This is a genomic window from Pseudomonas gessardii, from assembly GCF_001983165.1.
GTDB lineage: Bacteria > Pseudomonadota > Gammaproteobacteria > Pseudomonadales > Pseudomonadaceae > Aquipseudomonas > Aquipseudomonas gessardii.
Window position 1 is genome coordinate 35977 of record NZ_MNPU01000008.1, and the last position, 17404, is coordinate 53380.

Consider the following 17404-nt stretch of genomic DNA (forward strand, 5'->3'; position numbering starts at 1 on the left):
GACAGAAATCAACTCAGTGGGTGCGGGTGACTTTGCTCAGGTGGCGGGGCTGGTCCGGGTCCATGCCCCGGGCCTGGGCCAGGCCTGCAGCCATCACATAGAAGCTCTGGATCGCCAGGATCGGGTCCAGGGCCGGGTGTTCGGCGCGGCTGAGGGTCAGGTCGCGTTCGGCAATATCGTCGGGCGCGGCCAGCAGCACCCGGGCCCCGCGTTGGCGCATCTCCGTGGCCAGGCTCAGCAGGCCCGGCTGCTCGGCGCCACGCGGGGCGAATACCAGCAACGGGTAGTTGTCATCGATCAGCGCCATCGGCCCGTGGCGCACTTCGGCGCTGCTGAAGGCTTCGGCCTGGATCGCCGAGGTCTCTTTGAGCTTGAGCGCGGCTTCCTGGGCGATGGCAAACCCGGCGCCACGGCCGATGACCATCAGGCGCTGGCAATCGCGCAGGGCGTCGATGGCCAGGCTCCAGTCCTGGGTCGCCGCTTCGCGCAGGCCGGCGGGCAGGGCGTGGCAGGCTTCGAGCAGGCCGTCTTCCTGGTTCCAGTGCCCGACCAACTGGGCGCTGGCGCTCAAGGTGGCGATAAAGCTCTTGGTCGCGGCCACGCTGCGTTCGGGGCCGGCGCACAGCGGCACATGGAATTCGCAGGCGGCTTCCAGGGGCGAATCTTCGGCGTTGACCATCGACACACTCAAGGCCCCGCGCTTGCGCAGCAGGCGCAGGCTGTTGACCAGGTCCGGGCTTTGCCCCGACTGGGAGAAGCCGAAGGCCACCTGGCCGCTGACTTTCAGCGGCGCCTGCGCCAGGGTTACCACCGACATCGGCAGCGACGCCACGGGCACGCCCACGTGCTGCATGGTCAGGTAGGCGAAATAGCTGGCGGCGTGGTCCGAACTGCCACGGGCCACGGTCATCGCCACTTGCGGCGGCTGGCGGCGCAGGCGCCCGGCGACCTCGGCCAGCAGCGGGCCAAGGCATTGCAATTGGGCCGCGACGGCCTCACAGGAGGACAGGGCCTCTTCAAGCATTTTTGAAGTCAATGGTTTCTCCTTCGACCATTACGTCGGTGAGGTGCAGGGAGCGGTCCAGGCGCACGCAGTCGGCAAAGCTGCCGGGGTGCAGGCGGCCGCGTTGTTCCAGGCCCAGGTAATCCGCAGGAAATTGCGACAGGCGCTGTGAGGCTTCGCTGATGGGCAGGCCGATTTTCACCAGGTTGCGCAGCGCCTGATCCATGGTCAGGGTGCTGCCGGCCAGGGTGCCGTCGGCCAGGCGCACACCGCCCAGGCATTTGGTCACGGTGTGGCTACCCAGCTTGTATTCGCCGTCGGGCATGCCGGCGGCGGCGGTGGAGTCGGTGACGCAGTACAGGCAGGGAATCGAACGCAAGGCCACGCGCATGGCACCGGGGTGCACGTGCAGCAGGTCCGGGATCAGTTCCGCGTAGGTCGCGTGGGCCAGCGCGGCACCGACGATGCCCGGCTCGCGGTGATGCAGCGGGCTCATGGCGTTGTACAAGTGGGTAAAGCTGGTGGCGCCGGCCGCCAGGGCGGCGACGCCTTCCTCATAGCTGCCCAGGGTGTGGCCGATCTGCATGCGCACACCGCGTTGGCTGAGGGCGCGGATCAGGCCGTCATGCCCGGCGATTTCCGGGGCAATGGTGATCACCCGGATCGGCGCCAGGCCCAGGTATTGCTCGACCTCGGCCATCAAGGCGGTGTGGGCGAAGTTGGGCTGTGCGCCGAGTTTTCCCGGATTGATGTAGGGCCCTTCCAGATGCACCCCCAGTACCCGGGCGCTGCCGGCCGGGCGCTGTTCGCAGAACTGGCCGAGTTCGCCGAGTACGCGGGAGATTTCCTCGACCGGCGCAGTCATGGTGGTGGCCAGCAGTGAGGTGGTGCCGAAGCGCACATGGGTGCGGGTGATGGTCTCGAAGGCGCTGCTGCCTTCCATGATGTCCTTGCCGCCGCCGCCGTGCACATGCAGGTCGATAAAACCCGGCAGCAGGTAGGGCAGGTCATTGTCGGCTGGGTCGCAAGGCACGCCTTCGATGGCCGTCACCTTGCCTTTGTGGTGCACCAGGCGGCCGCGGATCCAGCCGTGGGGCGTGAGGATATTGTCTTCGGACATGGCAGTTCTCTAAGGCCGCAGTTCGGCGGCAAAGTCATAGCGACGCAGCTCTGCGACAAAGTCGTAGTAGTCGTTGCGGCAGTAGGTGTCGGTGATCTCGATCGGCGTGTTGTCGGCGGTGTAGCCGACCCGGGTCATCAGCAGCATGGCGGTGCCAGGGGCGATACCCACCAGGGCGGCGAATTCGTCCGAGGCGTTGATGGCCTGGATGTGTTGCAGGGCCCGCACCACCGGTTTGCCGATGCCTTCGAGGTATTCGTAGAGCGAGCTGCCGATGGCCTGGGGGTTGGGAATGATCGAGGCGGGCAGGGTGCTCATTTCAATGGCCATCACGGTGTCATCTGCCTTGCGCAGACGCTTGAGCCGCGCCACTTTGGCGGTGGGCGACAGGCACAGGCGGATCAGCTCCTCATGGGTCGGCGGGGTGATTTCCCGCTCCAGCCATTGGGAGCTGGGCACAAAGCCTTTGAGCCGCAGCATCTCGCTGAACCCCGAAAGGCGCGACAACGGCTGCTCCAGGCGCGGCGTGATAAAGGTGCCGGAGCCCTGGTTGCGACGAATCAGGCCTTGGGCGAACAACACTTCCAGCGCTTTACGGGCCGTCACCCGGGAAATGCTCAACTGCTCGCTGAGCGCGCGTTCGGAGGGCAGGGCCTGCTCGGATTTCCACTGGCCGGCATGGATCGCCGCTTCCAGGCTGCGGGCCAATTGCAGGTACAGCGGGGTGGATTGCTTGTCGTCGGGGCGCAGGGCCTGGATAGGATTCATCTGTGGGTTTCCGATGCGGTTATTGGAGTGTTGTCGCCCGGTAATGGCCGGAAATTAATACCACTTAAATACCATGTCAATGCCGCCAAAAGCGTGCAGAGCCGGGTTTTAAGGGGCTTTTTCAGGGGGTGGTATCAAGTGGTATTAGAGAGGTCTTGGTCGAGCGCAGAAATGCACAGCCCCTGCCGATGAAATGGTATTCACCGGCAGGGGCTGGAGGGGGGATAGGTTTTTTTTGAATTATTTTACGAACGGTCGCGGTTACGGGCGGATCTCGATCATCGTGCCGTCCTTGACCAGGTTCCACACTTCACGCATGTCGACATTGCGCATGCCGATGCAGCCGTCGGTCCAGTCCAGGGTATGGAGCCACTGTTCCGGGTATTCCTCACTGTCTGGCGTGCCGTGGATCATGATCATGCTGCCGGGCTTGACCCCTTCGCGACGGGCGCGGGCAGCATCGCTGATATTGGGGTAGGAGATATGCATGGACAGGTTGAAGCGATCGCTGGTCTTGCGCCAGTCGATCCAGTAGAAGCCTTCCGGGGTGCGGCGGTCGCCTTCGATCAGTTTGTGGCCCTTGGGGTTCTTGCCCAGGGAGATGCGGTAGGTCTTCAGCGGTTTGCCATCGTTGATCAGTTGCAACTGATGGGCGGACTTGAGCACCAGGATCTTCTCGACGGTTTTACCGCCCAGGGTTTGCAGGGAGGTAGCGCACGACAGCGTGGCGAACGACAGGCAGAGCAGAGCAAGCAACCAACGCATTGCAGCGATATCCCTTTCGATTGTTATTGTGCCGGGTGAGTCAAGGGTGGCACCGATTCGCTGCGCACGGGAAACACCTGTTGCCGACGGTCGGCGAAAAAGCATTCTAAGGTACGCCTGACCGTGCGGAAAGCCAGCTCGGACCAAGGGATGTCCGCTTCATCGAATAGTCTGACTTCCAGGCTCTCGGGGCCGGCGGCAAAGTCCAGGTCGATCAGTTCGGCGCGGTAGAAGATATGCACCTGGCTGATGTGCGGGACGTCGATCAGCGTGTAGATCGTCAGGTTGCGCACCCTGGCGCAGGCTTCTTCCAGGGTTTCGCGCAGGGCGCCCTGTTCCACGGTCTCGCCGTTCTCCATAAAGCCCGCCGGCAGGGTCCAGTAGCCCAGGCGCGGCTCGATGGCACGCCGGCACAGCAGCACCTGGTTGCCCCAGACGGGCAGGGTGCCAGCAACGATATTGGGATTCTGGTAGTGAATGGTCTGACAGTGGTCACACACATAACGCAGGCGCGCGTCGCCTTCGGGAATGCGCTGGGTGACCGGTTTACCGCACTGGCTGCAGAAATTCATGCTTGGGTTCCTGGGGACTGCGCCTATCTTGGCGTGCAGGGCAGTGGCCTGCAAGTTGTCGTTTAGCGACACCGCCGGGGTTTTGGGGTTGGGCACCCGTACGCTTTGGTGCATGATGCAAGGTAGCCAACAGATCGAGATGACTCATGCTGGACGAGCTACTTCGCCGGGTAAGCAATCACACGCCACGCACGCTGGAAACTGACGGCCGTTTCCCCGAGGCCGCCGTGCTGGTGCCGATTACCCGTAGTGACGAACCCGAGCTGATCCTGACCCTGCGTGCCAGCGGCCTGTCGACCCATGGCGGCGAAGTGGCGTTCCCGGGGGGGCGCCGCGACCCCGAAGACCCGGACCTGGTGTTCACCGCGCTGCGCGAGGCCGAAGAAGAAATCGGCCTGCCACCGGGCCTGGTGGAGGTGATCGGGCCTTTGAGCCCCCTGATTTCCCTGCACGGCATCCGCGTGACCCCGTATGTGGGGGTGATCCCCGATTACGTCGAGTACCTGGCCAACGATGCCGAGATTGCCGCCGTATTCAGCGTGCCCCTGGAGTTTTTCCGCCAGGACCCGCGCGAGCATACCCACCGTATCGATTACCAGGGCCGCAGTTGGTATGTGCCCAGCTATCGCTTTGGTGAATACAAGATATGGGGTCTGACGGCAATCATGATCGTCGAGTTGATCAACCTGCTCTATGACGATGCCGACATCAGCCTGCACCGTCCGCCGAAAAGCTTTATCAATACTTAAAGCCATCGTTTAAATGGCAAGCCGTGAGGGAAGACCATGAAATACCGCCTGGGCGATGCCCGCGTCGAGACCCATCCCCACAGCTGGGTGGCCCCCAATGCCACGCTGGTGGGCAAGGTCAAGCTGGAGGAGGGCGCCAACGTCTGGTTCAACGCGGTGTTGCGTGGCGACAACGAACTGATCCTGATCGGCAAGAACAGCAACGTGCAGGACGGTAGCGTGATGCACACCGACATGGGCTACCCGCTGACCCTGGGCACGGGGGTGACGGTGGGGCATAACGCCATGCTGCATGGCTGTACTGTCGGCGACTACAGCCTGGTTGGCATCAATGCGGTGATTCTCAACGGCGCCAAAATCGGCCGGCACTGCATCATTGGCGCCAACTCGTTGATCGGCGAGGGCAAGGAAATCCCCGATGGCTCGCTGGTGATGGGCTCGCCGGGCAAGGTGGTGCGGGAATTGACCGAGCAACAGAAAAGAATGCTGGAGGCCAGTGCTGCGCACTATGTGCATAACTCGCAGCGTTATGCCCGTGACCTGGCCGAGCAGTCGGAATGAACCCGGTTGAACGTCCCGTTGCCTCGCCCTGTGTGAGCATTTGTGCGCTGGACGACGACGATATCTGCACCGGTTGCCAGCGCACTGTCGATGAAATCACCCGTTGGAGCCGCATGGACAATGCCGAGCGCCGGGTGGTGCTGGGGTTGTGTCATGAGCGGGCGAAGGCCAGTGGGGTGTTGTGGATGATTCCTGGAAAATCCGGCGCCTGAAAGGGCGCTATCGCAGGCAAGCCAGCTCCCACCTTTGAAGTGCATTTCAACAGGTGGGAGCTGGCTTGCCTGCGATGAGGCCCCTCCAGACGACATCCCTTTAATTGTGTACCCTGTGCGCATTACCCACAGGTCCCTCGCCCCATGCTCTTCCTGATTGCCTATATCAGCAGCGTCGTGCTGATCAACTTCGCCTTTTCCACCGCCCCGCACCTGGATGTCATCTGGTCCGCCTGGGGTGGCCTGGTGTTTATCCTGCGGGACATGGTGCAAACGCGCTTCGGCCACGGGGCGATTATCGCCATGCTCGCGGCGCTGGTGCTGTCCTATATCACCTCCGACCCGTCCATCGCCCTGGCCAGCGCCACGGCGTTCGCGGTCTCCGAGTGCATCGACTGGCTGGTCTTCAGCATCACCAAGCGCCCATTGCACGACCGACTGTGGATCAGCTCGGCACTGAGCATTCCCCTGGATACCTTTATCTTTTTTGGCCTGATCGGCGCGTTGACGCCGGCCGTGGTCGGCACCGCCCTGGCCTCGAAATTTGCCGGGGTCACCGTGGTGTGGCTGGCCATGGCCTGGCGTTTGCGGCACCAGCGTGTCGCCAACTGAGGCCAATGCGTGCCGTTCATGTAAAATGCCGGCCTTTCTCCCCCTGATCCGCTCCCCTGAGGACCTGAGATGACCCGAATCGGAACTCCATTGTCGCCAACCGCGACCCGCGTATTGATGTGTGGCTGCGGTGAGCTGGGCAAGGAAGTGGTAATCGAACTGCAACGCCTGGGCGTTGAAGTGATTGCCGTGGATCGCTACGCCAACGCGCCGGCCATGCAGGTGGCGCATCGCAGCCACGTGATCAACATGCTCGACGGCGCGGCCCTGCGTGCGGTGATCGAGGCGGAAAAACCGCACTTTATCGTCCCGGAAATCGAAGCCATCGCCACCGGCACCCTGGTGGAGCTGGAGGCCGAAGGCTTTACCGTGATCCCCACCGCCCGTGCGGCGCTGTTGACCATGAACCGTGAAGGCATCCGCCGCCTGGCCGCGGAAGAGCTGGACCTGCCGACCTCGCCGTACCACTTTGCCGACACCGTGGAAGACTACCGCAAGGCCGTCGAAGACCTGGGCTTCCCCTGCGTGGTCAAGCCGGTGATGAGTTCGTCGGGCAAGGGCCAGAGCCTATTGCGCAGCGTCGATGACGTGCAGAAAGCCTGGGACTACGCCCAGGAAGGCGGCCGCGCCGGCAAGGGCCGGGTGATCATCGAAGGGTTTATCGACTTTGATTACGAAATCACCCTGCTGACCGTGCGTCACGTGGGTGGCACCACCTTCTGCGCGCCTGTGGGCCATCGTCAGGAGAAGGGTGACTACCAGGAATCCTGGCAGCCCCAGGCCATGAGCCCGGCGGCCCTGGCTGAATCCGAGCGCGTCGCCAAAGCCGTGACCGAGGCCCTGGGTGGCCGTGGCCTGTTTGGGGTCGAGCTGTTTATCAAGGGCGACCAGGTGTGGTTCAGCGAAGTCTCGCCGCGCCCCCACGACACCGGGCTGGTGACCTTGATTTCCCAGGACTTGTCGCAGTTTGCCCTGCATGCGCGGGCGATCCTGGGCTTGCCGATTCCGTTGATCCGCCAGTTCGGGCCTTCGGCTTCGGCGGTGATCCTGGTGGAAGGGCAGTCGACCCAGACAGCGTTCGCCAACCTCGGCGCGGCCCTGAGCGAGCCGGACACGGCATTGCGTCTGTTCGGCAAGCCAGAAGTGAATGGCCAGCGCCGCATGGGCGTGGCGCTGGCGCGGGATGAGTCGATCGAGGCTGCCCGGGCCAAGGCGACCCGTGCTTCCCAGGCGGTGGTTGTAGAGCTCTAAACCGAGTTGATCGTTCCCACGCTCTGCGTGGGAACGCCTCTTGTGACGCTCTGCGTCATGCTTCGGACGCAAAGCGTCCTGGGCTGCATTCCCACGCGGAGCGTGGGAACGAGTGTGGTCAGGCGACTTTGTTCAAATCGTTATCCCGCGTCTCTTTCAGGCACAGCACCGCAATCAAGCTGAGCAACGCTGCCGCCGACACATACCCGCCGACATAACTGAGCCCACCCATCGCCACCAGTTTGGTCGCGAAAAACGGTGCGGCCGAAGCGCCAACGATCCCGCCCAGGTTATACGCCGCCGACGCCCCGGTATAACGCACGCGTGTCGGAAACAGTTCCGGCAACAGCGCCCCCATCGGCGCAAAGGTCACGCCCATCAGGAACAGTTCCAGGCACAGGAACAGCGCCACCGCCCAGGTCGAGCCATGGGTCAGCAACGGTTCCATGGTGAACCCTGAAAGAATCGCCAGCACCGCACCGACGATCAGCACCGGTTTGCGCCCATAACGGTCGCTGGCCAGGGCTGCCAGCGGGGTGGCCGCGCCCATGAACAGCACGGCAAAGCACAGCAGGGCGAGGAAGGTTTCGCGGCTGTAGCCCAGGGTGCTCACGCCGTAACTCAGGGAAAACGCCGTGGTGATATAGAACAGCGCATAACACACCACCATCGCTGCCGCGCCGAGCAGTACCTGCAACCAATGCTGGCTGAACAGCTCCACCAGCGGCACTTTCACCGGTTTTTCCTTGGCCACGGCGTTGGCGAACACTGGGGTTTCGTGCAGTTTGAGGCGTGCATACAGGCCCACCATCACCAACGCGGCGCTGAGCAGGAACGGAATGCGCCAGCCCCAGCTGCGAAATTGCTCATCGTCCAGGTTCATCGCCAGGATCAGGAACAGCCCGTTGGCCGCCAAAAAGCCAATGGAAGGCCCCAGTTGCGGGAACATGCCGAACCAGGCGCGCTTGCCCTTGGGCGCGTTCTCGGTGGCCAGCAGTGCGGCACCGCCCCATTCCCCACCCAGGCCAAGGCCCTGGCCGAAACGCAGCACGCACAGCAGGATCGGTGCCCAGGCGCCGATGCTGTCGTAACCCGGCAACAGGCCGATCAGGGTGGTACACACGCCCATCAGCAGCAATGAGGCGACCAGCGTCGACTTGCGCCCGATCCGGTCACCGAAATGGCCGAACAGCGCCGAGCCCAGGGGGCGGGCGATGAACGCGATACCGAAGGTCAGGAACGCCGCCAGCATCTGCGCGGTGCCGGAGCTCTGCGGGAAGAACACCGGGCCGATCACCAGCGCGGCGGCCGTGGCGTAGATATAGAAGTCGTAGAACTCGATGGCGGTGCCGATGATGCTCGCGGTCGCGACGCGGCTGGTCGAGTTGGTCGGGGCGGCGGGAGCGGCCTCGTCATAGGTGGTGCTCATTGAGGTATCCCTGATGGTCATTGCGCCTTTGGCGCGGATTATTATTGGTCTTGCACCCATGGATCAGGGCAGTGCGCGGCGTCGGCTCGGGATGGGAGCGTACCGGTCAGACACGGTGTTGCAGTGCCTGGACACGCTCAGTGCGGATAGCACGCGGTCGGGCGGGGGGCTTGGGTAAGCTTGATCGATTATAGGAAGGCGCACGCGCTGCAAACAAGGGCTGAAGCGCGGTCTTTAGGGCTGCAAAGATCAAATGTGGGAGCGGGCTTGCCCTAATGCCAGTCAGTTAAGCCTTTTTGTAGGAGCGAGCTTGCTCGCGAAGAACTTGAGAGCGCCGCGTTTACCTAGCAAACACGCGTTATCGTTGACGTCCTTCGCGAGCAAGCTCGCTCCTACAGAAAGCAGAATCCGCTTAACTGACTGGCATTAGGGCTTGCCCGCGATGACGGTGTGTCAGTCAGAGTTGCATTAACTGACCCGCCGCTATCGCGAGCAAGCCCGCTCCCACACAAGCCTGCTCTTACATTTAGGTAGCAATCGGTGCCGAGCCGACATGCCAGATCAACACCTTGCTTACCCGGTTGTCCTCGGTCTCGAGGATTTCCAGGCGATAACGGCCGATCTTCAGGCACACCGCACAATCGGGAATGCTCTCCAGGGCTTCGGTCACCAGGCCGTTGAGGGTCTTGGGGCCGTCGCTGGGCAGGTGCCAGCCCAGGCACTTGTTCAGTTCGCGGATCGACACGGCGCCGTCAATCACATAGCGCCCCTCTGGCTGGGGCTGGATCAGCGGGTTGTCCAGGCTCTGTTCGCTCTCGAATTCGCCGACGATCTCTTCCAGGATATCTTCCAGGGTGACGATACCCAGCACTTCGCCGTATTCGTCCACCACCATGCCCAGGCGGCGCTGCTGCTTGTGGAAGTTCAGCAATTGCAGTTGCAGCGGCGTGCTTTCGGGGACGAAGTACGGCTCGTGGCAGGCCGCGAGCAGGGCGTCCTTGGTCAGGCTGGCGTCGGGCAGCAGGTGCTGGATCTGCCGAGTGTTGAGCACCGCCTCGACCTGGTTGATATCGCTGTGGAATACCGGCAGCCGCGTGCGCTGGGAGCTGCGCAGGTGTTCGATGATCTCCTCGATAGGGTCGTCGAGGTTGATGCCATCGACTTCGCTGCGCGGCACCAAGATGTCATTGACGGTGATGTTGTCCAGGGCGTGGATGCCCGGCATGCCCGGCATAAGGTCGTCACGCTCGTCCGTTGCCTGCTGGTCGGGGTGGTCGGGCTGTGGCTCGTCGCTTTTCTTCACGACCCCGGACTTGCGCGCGAACGGGCGCAGCAACAGCAGGCTGAGGCCATTGAGCAACCAGGCCAGGGGATAGAGGATCTTCAGCGGCACTCCCAGCAGCGTATTGCCAAACCCCAGCACCGCTTGCGGATAGCGGGTGGCGAGGGTGCGCGGCAGGTAGTCGGCCAGCACCAGCAACAGCCCGCTGGAGACCAGCCAGCCTAGCCAGGGACCGTTTTCGGCCCAGGCATAGATGGCCAGCAGAGTGCACAGAATCACTACCACCGCGCGGCACAGGGTGTTGCACAGGATCAGGCTGTTGCGCGGGAAGTTGAGGCGGGCGGCGGCCTTGTCGCCCTGGCGTGTACCGGGGCGCAGGGCCAGCAAATGGTGCTGGGCCGCTTCGATGGCGGTAAACAGCGCCGACCACAACACTAGCAGCGCGACGACCGCGAGCATCGGCTCCAGGGGCAAATTGTCCATAATGGCTGCCCGTCAGATATGCAGGATGAATTCGCGAACCAGCTTGCTGCCGAAATACGCCAGCATCAGCAGGCAGAAACCGGCCAGGGTCCAGCGGATTGCCTTGTGCCCACGCCAGCCCAGGCGATTGCGGCCCCACAGCAGTACGCTGAACACCACCCAGGCCAGGCAGGCCAGCAGGGTCTTGTGTACCAGGTGCTGGGCGAACAGGTTCTCGACAAACAGCCAGCCGGAAATCAGCGACAGCGACAGCAGCGTCCAGCCGGCCCAGAGAAAGCCGAACAGCAGGCTTTCCATGGTCTGCAACGGCGGGAAGTTCTTGATCAGCCCGGAAGGGTGCTTGTGCTTGAGCTGGTGGTCCTGCAACAGCAGCAGCAACGCCTGGAACACGGCGATGGTAAACATGCCGTAGGCCAGGATCGACAACAGGATATGGGCGAGGATGCCCGGCTCCTCGTCGATCACCTGCACCGTGCCGGTGGGGGCGAATTGCGCCAGCAGGACTGTCAGCATCCCCAGGGGGAAGAGCAGCAACAGCAGGTTCTCCACCGGGATCCGTGCGCAGGCCAGCAGCGTCAAGGCAATGACTGCGGCGGCAATCAGGCTGGCGGCGCTGAAAAAGTCCAGGCCCAGGCCCACCGGGGTCATCAGGTGGGTGAACAGGCTGGCAGCGTGGGCCACCAGGGCGAGCACGCCGAGGCCGGCCAGCAGGCGTTTGTCCGCCCTGGTGCGCTGGGCCAGGCGGGTGCCCTGATAGAGGGTCGCAGCGGCATACAAGAGTGCGGCGGCGAGACTGGGTAGCAAACTGGGTGACAAAGGGAGCATAAATCCTGTTAGGCAAGCCCGAAAGCCGATGAGTTTGGCACACACCTGCGTTCCACGAAAGACCACCGGGCCAGACAGCGGGTGTGCACGGCGGCAGTCTTCGCTATAATCCGCGACCTGCCCACGCCGCAGGCTCGCCGAGCGCTGTTTTTAATAGCGATTTATCACAGCCTGGGCCGCCATTACCTCGGTCTACCGATGCACTTCGATGAATAGGGCCTGAAAGGATCGCGCATGTTTGAAAACTTGACTGACCGTCTCTCGCAGACGCTGCGCCATGTCACCGGCAAGGCCAAGCTGACCGAGGACAATATTAAAGACACCCTGCGCGAAGTGCGCATGGCGTTGCTCGAAGCCGACGTTGCCTTGCCTGTGGTCAAGGATTTCGTCAACTCGGTCAAGGAGCGTGCGGTTGGCACTGAAGTGTCCCGCAGCCTGACGCCGGGCCAGGCCTTTGTGAAGGTCGTGCAGGCCGAGCTCGAAAGCCTGATGGGCGCGGCCAACGAAGACCTGAACCTCAGCGCCGTGCCGCCGGCCGTGGTGCTGATGGCCGGTTTGCAGGGTGCGGGCAAGACCACCACCGCTGCCAAGCTGGCGCGCTTCCTTAAAGAGCGCAAGAAAAAGTCCGTGATGGTGGTGTCGGCCGACGTCTACCGTCCGGCCGCGATCAAGCAGCTGGAAATGCTCGCCGGTGAAGTGGGGGTGACCTTCTTTCCGTCCGACCTGAGCCAGAAGCCGGTCGACATCGCCAACGCAGCCATTAAAGAAGCCAAGCTCAAGTTTATCGACGTGGTGATCGTCGATACCGCCGGTCGCCTGCACATCGATGAAGAGATGATGGGCGAGATCAAGGCACTGCATGCCGCGATCAACCCGGTAGAGACCCTGTTCGTGGTCGACGCCATGACCGGCCAGGATGCGGCCAACACCGCCAAGGCCTTTGGTGATGCGCTGCCGTTGACCGGCGTGATCCTGACCAAGGTCGACGGCGATGCCCGTGGCGGTGCCGCGTTGTCGGTGCGTGCCATTACCGGCAAGCCGATCAAGTTCATCGGCATGGGCGAGAAGACCGAAGCGCTCGAACCGTTCCACCCTGAGCGGATCGCCTCGCGGATCCTCGGCATGGGCGACGTGCTCAGCCTGATCGAGCAGGCCGAGCAGACCCTCGACAAGGACAAGGCCGACAAACTGGCCAAGAAGCTGAAGAAGGGCAAGGGCTTCGACCTCGAAGACTTCCGCGATCAGTTGCAACAGATGAAGAACATGGGCGGCCTCGGCGGCCTGATGGACAAGCTGCCGAACATCGGCGGTGTGAACCTGGCGCAAATGGGTAATGCCCAGGGCGCGGCAGAGAAGCAGTTCAAGCAGATGGAAGCCATCATCAACTCCATGACCCCGGCCGAGCGCCGCGACCCTGAGCTGATCAGCGGTTCGCGCAAACGTCGGATCGCCATGGGTTCCGGCACCCAGGTGCAGGACATCGGGCGCTTGATCAAGCAGCACAAGCAAATGCAAAAGATGATGAAGAAATTCTCGGCCAAAGGCGGCATGGCCAAAATGATGCGCGGCATGGGTGGCATGATGCCCGGTCGTGGCATGCCGAAGATGTAAAGAATTCGCGCAGGGGCTTGCTCTTGCGCAGACCCACAGGGATGTGGGATCTCCAGCAAACCCGCCGTTGGCGGGAGCTGACTCGCCGTTTTAACCGACGGCTCTCTAGCAGATCTGAATGGCACGCGGTCAGGCGCCGGAAAAAGACATTTGCAAAAGTCGGGATATTCCTTAGAATATGCGGCCTTTCGGGCACCCATGCCCGCTGTGCATTTAGATTTGCAGCACCGACTACAGGAACGATGTTCACATGCTAACAATCCGTCTTGCCCTTGGCGGCTCCAAAAAGCGCCCGTTTTACCACTTGACCGTAACCGACAGCCGCAACCCGCGTGACGGTTCGCACAAGGAACAGGTTGGTTTCTTCAACCCTGTTGCTCGTGGTCAAGAAGTTCGTCTGTCCGTGAACCAAGAGCGCGTAGCCTACTGGCTGAGCGTTGGTGCACAGCCATCCGAGCGTGTTGCCAAGTTGTTGAAGGACTCGGCTAAGGCCGCAGCCTGAGCAATATGAACGCGACGCCAGCTGTTGCTGATGATTTGATCGTTATCGGCAAGATTTACTCTGTTCATGGCGTTCGCGGCGAAGTGAAGGTGTATTCCTTTACTGATCCGACTGAAAACCTGTTGCAGTACAAGACCTGGACGCTCAAGCGCGAAGGGAGTGTGAAACAGGTCGAGCTGGTCAGTGGACGCGGGAACGACAAGTTCCTGGTCGCAAAGCTCAAGGGTCTCGATGATCGTGAAGAAGCGCGTCTTCTGGCCGGTTATGAGATCTGCGTGCCGCGCAACCTGTTCCCTGAATTGACCGACGGCGAGTACTACTGGTACCAGCTGGAAGGTTTGAAGGTCATTGATCAACTCGGGCAATTGCTCGGGAAAATCGATCATCTTCTGGAAACCGGCGCCAATGATGTAATGGTGGTCAAGCCTTGCGCTGGCAGCCTGGATGATCGCGAACGCCTGTTGCCCTATACCGAGCAATGTGTGTTGGCCGTCGACCTGGCCGCGGGCGAGATGAAGGTGGAATGGGATGCGGACTTCTAAGCGTGGCTAATTTGCGCGTTGAAGTGATCAGTTTGTTTCCCGAGATGTTTTCCGCCATCAGCGAGTACGGCATCACCAGTCGGGCGGTGAAACAAGGGCTCTTGCAGCTTACTTGTTGGAACCCGCGAGACTACACGACGGATCGACATCACACTGTGGACGATCGCCCATTTGGCGGTGGCCCGGGCATGGTGATGAAGATCAAGCCCCTGGAAGACGCCCTGGTTCAGGCCAAGGCAGCAGCCGGGGAGAAGGCGAAGGTCATTTACCTGTCCCCTCAAGGCCGCCAGCTTAATCAGTCGGCGGTACGCGGGTTGGCGAGTCAGGAAGCATTAATCCTGATTGCCGGTCGCTATGAAGGCATTGACGAGCGTTTTATTGAAGCTCATGTCGATGAAGAGTGGTCGATTGGGGACTATGTCCTGTCTGGCGGTGAGCTGCCGGCGATGGTCCTGATAGATGCGGTTACACGACTGCTGCCTGGAGCTTTAGGGCATGCGGACTCCGCGGAGGAAGATTCCTTCACGGATGGTTTGCTGGATTGCCCGCACTACACCCGACCGGAGGTGTATGCGGATCAGCGTGTTCCCGACGTATTGCTAAGTGGCAATCACGCACACATCCGGCGTTGGCGTTTACAGCAGTCCCTTGGTCGGACCTATGAACGACGCGCCGATCTTCTGGAAAGCCGCTCGCTTTCTGGAGAAGAGAAGAAGCTGCTCGAGGAATACATCCTCGCGCGGGACGATAGTTAACAACGTATCGATGGTAGATCCGACGATTTACCTTAGGAGCACAGCATGACTAACAAAATCATCCTTGCACTCGAAGCAGAGCAGATGACCAAAGAGATCCCTACCTTTGCCCCGGGCGACACCATTGTCGTTCAGGTGAAAGTGAAGGAAGGCGACCGTTCGCGTCTGCAAGCGTTCGAGGGCGTCGTAATCGCCAAGCGTAACCGTGGTGTGAACAGTGCTTTCACTGTTCGTAAAATCTCCAACGGTGTTGGCGTAGAGCGTACTTTCCAGACCTACAGCCCGCAAATCGACAGCATGGCCGTTAAGCGTCGCGGTGACGTACGTAAAGCCAAGCTGTACTACCTGCGTGACCTGTCCGGTAAAGCAGCTCGCATCAAGGAAAAACTGGCTTAAGTCCAGCTTCCCGATGCAGAAAAAAGCAGCCTACGGGCTGCTTTTTTGTGCCTGAAATTTGCCCCTTGCCCGGAACCTGTTCATAACCACCCGCCTCCCACAGTAGGCACGCATTTCCCTGTGGCAGCCGACTTGCCTGCGATAGGATCTACCCGATACTACAGCCATCAGCCTGAGCCCCCATGCCCGCCATTGACCACCCCCTGATCGACCGCTTCCTCGACGCACTCTGGCTGGAAAAGGGCCTGTCGGACAACACTCGCCAGTCCTACCGCAGCGACCTGGCCTTGTTCAATGGCTGGCTGCTGGAGAAAAACCTCGAACTGAGCCACGCCGGGCGCGAGTTGATCCTCGATCACCTGGCCTGGCGCCTTGAGCAGAATTACAAGCCGCGCTCCACTGCGCGGTTCCTCTCGGGAGTGCGTGGGTTTTATCGTTATTTGTTGCGGGAAAAGCTGATTGCTGTCGATCCGACCCTGCAAGTCGATATGCCGCAACTCGGCAGGCCCTTGCCCAAATCCCTGTCAGAAGCCGACGTCGAAGCCCTGCTGGCCGCGCCCGACCTGAGCGAAGCCATCGGCCAGCGCGACCGGGCCATGCTGGAGGTGTTGTATGCCTGCGGCCTGCGCGTGACCGAGCTGATCAGCCTGACCCTGGAACAGGTCAACCTGCGCCAGGGCGTGTTGCGGGTGATGGGCAAGGGCAGCAAGGAGCGCCTGGTGCCCATGGGCGAAGAGGCGATTGTGTGGGTCGAGCGCTATATGCGCGATGCCCGCGGCGAGCTGCTCGGCGGGCGTCCCAGTGACGTGCTGTTCCCCAGCCTGCGCGGCGAGCAGATGACCCGCCAGACTTTCTGGCATCGCATCAAGCACCACGCCAGGGTGGCCGGGATCGGCAAGTCGCTGTCCCCCCACACCTTGCGCCATGCATTTGCCACCCACTTGCTCAACCATGGTGCGGATTTACGCGTGGTGCAGATGTTGCTGGGCCACAGCGACCTGTCCACCACGCAGATTTATACCCATGTGGCGCGCGCCAGGTTGCAGGACCTGCATGCCAAACATCACCCAAGGGGCTGACAGGCCCCAATTTGGCTGCCAGCGTCTGCCCTGGCGCCCAATTGTGGTAGGCTTTGCCGGTTTGCAAAGGGGACGGTCCCACGCCGTGTTTCCAGACCGGCGCCCTGGCCTTCGTCCCTGCATCTGCCTTCAGGAGTTCCCATGCGCTTGACCCAGATTTTTGCCGCCGCAGCCATTGCGTTGGTCTCAACCTTTGCCGTCGCCGATGACGCCGCCGAGAAGACAATCCGTAAGAGCCTGGAAAGCCTCCAGCTCGAAACCCCGGTCGAAAGCATCAGCGCCAGCCCCATGGCCGGCCTGTATGAAGTCAAGCTCAAGGGCAGCCGCGTGCTGTACGCCAGCGCCGATGGCCAGTACATCGTCCAGGGCTACCTGTTCCAATTGAAAGACGGCAAGCCGGTCAACCTCACCGAGAAGGCCGAACGCCTGGGCGTGTCCAAGCTGATCAATGCCATTCCGGTTGCCGAAACCGTGGTGTACCCGGCCATTGGCGAGACCAAGACCCACATCACCGTGTTCACCGACACCACCTGCCCGTACTGCCACAAGCTGCACGCCGAAGTGCCCGAGCTGAACAAGATGGGCGTCGAAGTGCGCTACGTTGCGTTCCCGCGCCAGGGCCTGGGTTCGGCGGGCGACAAGCAGTTGCAAGCGGTGTGGTGCTCGGCTGACAAAAAGGGCGCCATGGACAAGATGGTCGACGGCAAGGACATCAAGGCTGCGGCCTGTGCCAACCCGGTGTCCAAGCAGTTCGCCCTGGGCCAGTCGATTGGCGTGAACGGTACGCCGGCCATCGTTTTGGCTGACGGCCAGGTCATTCCGGGCTACCAGCCGGCTCCACAAATCGCCAAACTGGCGCTGGGTGCCAAATAAACAGTACCGTCGAG

20 protein-coding genes are annotated in these 17404 nt (G+C 61.8%); 12 read left to right on the forward strand and 8 right to left on the reverse strand.

What is annotated here, in order from left to right; all coding sequences use genetic code 11:
• Positions 1-13: 13 nt before the first annotated feature.
• The 5 genes from BLL38_RS08145 to BLL38_RS08165 form a co-directional block, all read right to left on the reverse strand.
• Positions 14-1024, reverse strand: a complete 1011-nt coding sequence (locus BLL38_RS08145; protein ID WP_076962099.1) for an SIS domain-containing protein — start codon at positions 1022-1024, stop codon at positions 14-16.
• Positions 1017-2123 (reverse strand): N-acetylglucosamine-6-phosphate deacetylase, encoded by a 1107-nt coding sequence (gene nagA / locus BLL38_RS08150; RefSeq protein WP_076962100.1) that lies wholly within the window; start codon positions 2121-2123, stop codon positions 1017-1019. Before nagA ends, BLL38_RS08145 begins: the two co-directional genes overlap by 8 nt.
• A 9-nt stretch (positions 2124-2132) precedes the next feature.
• Positions 2133-2891, reverse strand: a complete 759-nt coding sequence (locus BLL38_RS08155) for a GntR family transcriptional regulator (protein WP_076962101.1) — start codon at positions 2889-2891, stop codon at positions 2133-2135.
• Positions 2892-3152: 261 nt separating this feature from the next.
• Positions 3153-3656: a L,D-transpeptidase family protein gene (locus BLL38_RS08160; protein ID WP_076962102.1), complete on the reverse strand. Its 504-nt coding sequence runs from the start codon at positions 3654-3656 to the stop codon at positions 3153-3155.
• A 23-nt stretch (positions 3657-3679) separates the two neighbouring features.
• Positions 3680-4228 (reverse strand): NUDIX hydrolase, encoded by a 549-nt coding sequence (locus BLL38_RS08165; RefSeq protein ID WP_076962103.1) that lies wholly within the window; start codon positions 4226-4228, stop codon positions 3680-3682.
• Between the two features lie 146 nt (positions 4229-4374).
• Between BLL38_RS08165 and BLL38_RS08170 the strand changes: the two genes are divergently transcribed.
• The 5 genes from BLL38_RS08170 (at position 4375) to purT (ending at position 7613) form a co-directional block, all read left to right on the forward strand.
• Complete coding sequence (locus tag BLL38_RS08170) at positions 4375-4977, forward strand: CoA pyrophosphatase (RefSeq protein WP_029296164.1); 603 nt, start codon at positions 4375-4377, stop codon at positions 4975-4977.
• 36 nt (positions 4978-5013) lie between these two features.
• The gene (locus BLL38_RS08175) at positions 5014-5538 is read left to right on the forward strand and encodes a gamma carbonic anhydrase family protein (RefSeq protein ID WP_076962104.1); all 525 of its coding nucleotides are present in this window, start codon (positions 5014-5016) and stop codon (positions 5536-5538) included.
• Positions 5535-5750: a DUF1289 domain-containing protein gene (locus BLL38_RS08180; RefSeq protein ID WP_076962105.1), complete on the forward strand. Its 216-nt coding sequence runs from the start codon at positions 5535-5537 to the stop codon at positions 5748-5750. The genes BLL38_RS08175 and BLL38_RS08180 overlap by 4 nt, the downstream gene beginning before the upstream one ends.
• Positions 5751-5894: 144 nt before the next feature.
• Positions 5895-6362, forward strand: coding sequence for a VUT family protein (locus BLL38_RS08185; protein WP_076962106.1), 468 nt, complete (start codon positions 5895-5897; stop codon positions 6360-6362).
• 69 nt (positions 6363-6431) lie between these two features.
• On the forward strand, positions 6432-7613 hold the full coding sequence (gene purT, locus BLL38_RS08190; protein ID WP_076962107.1) for a formate-dependent phosphoribosylglycinamide formyltransferase: 1182 nt from the start codon (positions 6432-6434) through the stop codon (positions 7611-7613).
• 118 nt (positions 7614-7731) lie between these two features.
• Here the strand turns inward: purT and BLL38_RS08195 are convergent, their stop codons facing one another.
• The 3 genes from BLL38_RS08195 to BLL38_RS08205 all read right to left on the reverse strand — a co-directional run bounded on the left by BLL38_RS08195 (position 7732) and on the right by BLL38_RS08205 (position 11632).
• Complete coding sequence (locus BLL38_RS08195) at positions 7732-9042, reverse strand: MFS transporter (RefSeq protein WP_065943327.1); 1311 nt, start codon at positions 9040-9042, stop codon at positions 7732-7734.
• Positions 9043-9568: 526 nt separating this feature from the next.
• On the reverse strand, positions 9569-10807 hold the full coding sequence (locus BLL38_RS08200; protein ID WP_076962108.1) for a transporter associated domain-containing protein: 1239 nt from the start codon (positions 10805-10807) through the stop codon (positions 9569-9571).
• A gap of 12 nt (positions 10808-10819) precedes the next feature.
• Entirely contained in the window at positions 10820-11632 is an 813-nt protein-coding gene (locus BLL38_RS08205) for a cytochrome C assembly family protein (RefSeq protein ID WP_076962109.1), read from the reverse strand.
• A 234-nt stretch (positions 11633-11866) separates the two neighbouring features.
• Between BLL38_RS08205 and ffh the strand changes: the two genes are divergently transcribed.
• The 7 genes from ffh (at position 11867) to dsbC (ending at position 17390) form a co-directional block, all read left to right on the forward strand.
• A complete protein-coding gene (gene ffh, locus BLL38_RS08210) occupies positions 11867-13243 on the forward strand; it encodes a signal recognition particle protein (protein ID WP_076962110.1) in 1377 nt (458 codons plus the stop codon).
• Positions 13244-13493: 250 nt separating this feature from the next.
• On the forward strand, positions 13494-13745 hold the full coding sequence (rpsP, locus tag BLL38_RS08215) for a 30S ribosomal protein S16 (RefSeq protein WP_003175899.1): 252 nt from the start codon (positions 13494-13496) through the stop codon (positions 13743-13745).
• Positions 13746-13750: 5 nt separating this feature from the next.
• Positions 13751-14287 (forward strand): ribosome maturation factor RimM, encoded by a 537-nt coding sequence (gene rimM / locus BLL38_RS08220; protein ID WP_010565276.1) that lies wholly within the window; start codon positions 13751-13753, stop codon positions 14285-14287.
• Positions 14269-15042, forward strand: a complete 774-nt coding sequence (gene trmD, locus BLL38_RS08225; RefSeq protein ID WP_154220461.1) for a tRNA (guanosine(37)-N1)-methyltransferase TrmD — start codon at positions 14269-14271, stop codon at positions 15040-15042. The genes rimM and trmD overlap by 19 nt, the downstream gene beginning before the upstream one ends.
• A gap of 45 nt (positions 15043-15087) precedes the next feature.
• The gene (gene rplS, locus BLL38_RS08230; RefSeq protein ID WP_003175895.1) at positions 15088-15438 is read left to right on the forward strand and encodes a 50S ribosomal protein L19; all 351 of its coding nucleotides are present in this window, start codon (positions 15088-15090) and stop codon (positions 15436-15438) included.
• A gap of 182 nt (positions 15439-15620) precedes the next feature.
• The gene (gene xerD / locus BLL38_RS08235) at positions 15621-16517 is read left to right on the forward strand and encodes a site-specific tyrosine recombinase XerD (RefSeq protein ID WP_076962111.1); all 897 of its coding nucleotides are present in this window, start codon (positions 15621-15623) and stop codon (positions 16515-16517) included.
• Positions 16518-16658: 141 nt separating this feature from the next.
• Positions 16659-17390: a bifunctional protein-disulfide isomerase/oxidoreductase DsbC gene (gene dsbC / locus BLL38_RS08240; RefSeq protein WP_076962112.1), complete on the forward strand. Its 732-nt coding sequence runs from the start codon at positions 16659-16661 to the stop codon at positions 17388-17390.
• The last annotated feature ends 14 nt before the right edge of the window (positions 17391-17404 follow it).